At 66.0% G+C, this 2,759-nt stretch carries 2 protein-coding genes; both read right to left on the bottom strand.

The annotated features are described in order from the left end of the window. Positions 1-23: 23 nt before the first annotated feature. A complete protein-coding gene (locus EWM57_RS20710) occupies positions 24-2,015 on the bottom strand; it encodes a DUF4394 domain-containing protein (protein ID WP_165370603.1) in 1,992 nt (663 codons plus the stop codon). A 199-nt stretch (positions 2,016-2,214) separates the two neighbouring features. Beyond that, a partial coding sequence (locus tag EWM57_RS20705; RefSeq protein WP_129923202.1) for an SDR family NAD(P)-dependent oxidoreductase occupies positions 2,215-2,759 on the bottom strand: 545 nt, incomplete at its 5' end.

The raw sequence follows: 2,759 nt of genomic DNA, 5'->3' as shown, positions 1-2,759 counted from the left end.
TTTTTGCGTTTCAGCGCCGGGCGCTAGTGGATGATGACCACCCGCTGGATACCGGCGGGCTGCCCATCCAGGGTCAGGTGCACGAAGTAGAGGCCGGCACGGGCCTTACCCGATTCCCAGCGCAGCAGCTGGTTGCCGGCTGCCAGCACGTCCGTGGTCAGCACGTCGACCTGCCGGCCCAGGGCGTCAAACACGGTGACCGTCACTTGGCTGGCCTTGGTGAGGCGGAACGCCACGCTGGCCTGGTCTGCGGCCGGATTGGGGTACACACCCAGGGCGGTGGCGGCCAACTCCGCGCGGCTGCGGGCCCCGGTCGAAACGCCGGAAGCAGCGGCTACGGCAATGTCGCGGACCGTGATGCCGTTGCCGATCTGGCCGGTGGTGCCCACGGGCGTAGCGGCCCCCGTAGCCAGGTTCACGGTGTAGAAGTTGCTGTTGACCGACGAGCCGGGGTTGGCCACCATGTACGCCGTGTTCAAGCCGATGCCGGTGCTGTAGATGTCGAGGTCCACGTTGGGCGCGGCAGCGTTGACGGTGATGCCCGAGGCGCCCACGGTGGTCAGCTGCCCATCGGCGGGCGGGTTGGCCGTAGCCTGGGTGTTGAGCACGTTCAGCAGCTCATCGTAGTTGTAGAGCGTGGTGCCCGAGTTGGCGTTGGCCCCGCTGAAGCTGTTGGTATAGGCCACGGCCCCGATGGAAGGTACGTTGGTCCCCGTGGTGTAGGTGAGCTGCCCGTCGGTGGCGGCCAGCGTCCCATTGACGGGGTTCAGGCGGTAGTTGGTGCGGTTGGCGCCCACCACCCGGATCCGGTCCACGGTGGGGTTGAAATCGAAGCCGATGCTGCCGGTGCCCAGCGCCAGCGCCAGGGAACTGCTGATGGAGGTGGCCACGCCGGTGGTAGCGTTGATGGTATACAGCTGCCCGGTCTGGGTGCCCGAAGCGTAGCCCAGGGCGTACAGCGCGTTATTGAGCGGCCGCACGTCCAGGCCCACCAGGGTCTGAGCCGCATCCACGCCGGTGATGCCGACCGAGGTGCGGATGGTGCCGGGTTGGGCCGAATCGAAGGTGAGCAGGTTGGTGCCCGCCAGCGCGTACACCAGCTGACCCGTAACGGCCGGCAGAGTGGCCGGGCGCACAATCTGCACGGCAATGTCGCGCACTTCGAGCGGAGTCGTGCCAATGGTGCCCACCTGCGTCGCGGCGGCCGTGGCCAGGTTCACCGTGTAAAGGGTGGACGTAAAGCCCGCCACGCCCGATACGGCCGCCGACATATAGGCCGTGTTGGCGCCGGTGGTGGGGTTGAAGTAAATGTCGAGGTCGGTGCTCTGGCCCGTGCCGGTAGTGGGCGTAGTCAGGGTGCCGACCGTGTTAAGCACGCCGTTGTTCGGCGGGTTCTGAGTCAGCAGGCGGCTACTGGTTTCGTCAATGTCGTAGAGCGTGGTGGCGGTGCTGCCGATGTAGGAGTTGGTATACGCCACGGCGCCCACGCCGGGCAGAGCGCCGGTGTTGGGGTCGGTAGCGGCGTACACCAGGCTCAGGTCGGTGGCGGCAATACCCCCCGTGACGGGATTCAGGCGCAGGTTGGCCTGATTGGCGCTGCTCACCACCCGGATCCGGTCCACGGTAGGGTTGAAGTCGAAGCCAATGCGGGCGCCAGTGCCTCCCAGCGGCATCGACACGGCCGCCGTGCCCACCGGCGTGGCCGTGCCCGTCGTCAGGCTGATAACGTAGAGCCGGCCGGTCTGGGCCGCGGCGTCGTAGCCCAGGGCAAACAGCTCCCCGGTGTTGGGCCGGAAATCGAGGCCGACGATGGTCTGGCCGCTGTTGATACCCGTGATGGCCGTGTTGCTCAGCGCAACGGTCGGCGCGGTGGCGTTAAAGGCAATCAGGGTGTTGGTGCCGGTCAGGCCGTACACGGTCTGGGCGGCGGCGGGCAGGGCGGTGGCTCCGGCCAGCAGGGTTCCGAGGGCAGCGCTGCGCAGCGCCGTACTCCAGCGAGTAAAGGTAGTTTTCATCAAGGTCGGGGTTGGGTAAGCTGAAGAATACATGGATTGCAGAGAGTTACGCGCCCTAGGGAAAGACGGATTGTATTAACTGAATATTTAATCTGGTTTTAATTCAAGCCGCCGCCGAGTAAGTACCACTCTGGCAACAAAAAAGCCGCTTCGTCTGGAGCGGCTTTTCTTAGGTGAACTGGGCGCTGGAGCGCGGCGGCTACCACGGTACAGGCTTACCCTGCCAGGTCACGAAGCTGCCGTTTTCCTCGGCGTGGAGCTGGTCGGTGAGGCGGATAATGCCCCTGGCCGAGTCGGCGGGTAGCAGCGCCGCGCCGGTACCGCCCATGTCGGTGCGCATCCAGCCCGGGTCTACCATAATGGAGACGATGTCGTCGTGGCCGGCCTCGGCGGCCAGCGTGCGCATATACATGTTCATGGCCGCCTTGCTGGCGCTGTAGTGGTACTGGCTGCCGGAGGCTTTGAGCGTGAGCGAGCCCAGGCCGGTCGAGATGCTCACAATGCGGCTCTTGCGGCCCTTGCGCAGCAAATCCAAAAACTGCTGGGTGACCAGCAGCGGCCCCACGGCGTTGGTGGCCAGCACCTGCATGGCATCCGCGTAGCGCAGCTGGCCCAGGCGCTGAGTGCCGGGGTCGTCGCCGACGCCGGCGCCGGGGTGGCCGGGCAGAATCCCGGCATTGTTGACCAGAATGTCCAGGGCCTCTGTTTTGGCCGCCACCGCGGCGTGGGCAGCGTGCAGGGAAT

Source organism: Hymenobacter persicinus (assembly GCF_004167665.1).
GTDB lineage: Bacteria > Bacteroidota > Bacteroidia > Cytophagales > Hymenobacteraceae > Hymenobacter > Hymenobacter persicinus.
The sequence above is the reverse complement of the archived record's forward strand: the minus strand, read 5'-3'. Positions and strand labels throughout refer to the sequence as shown.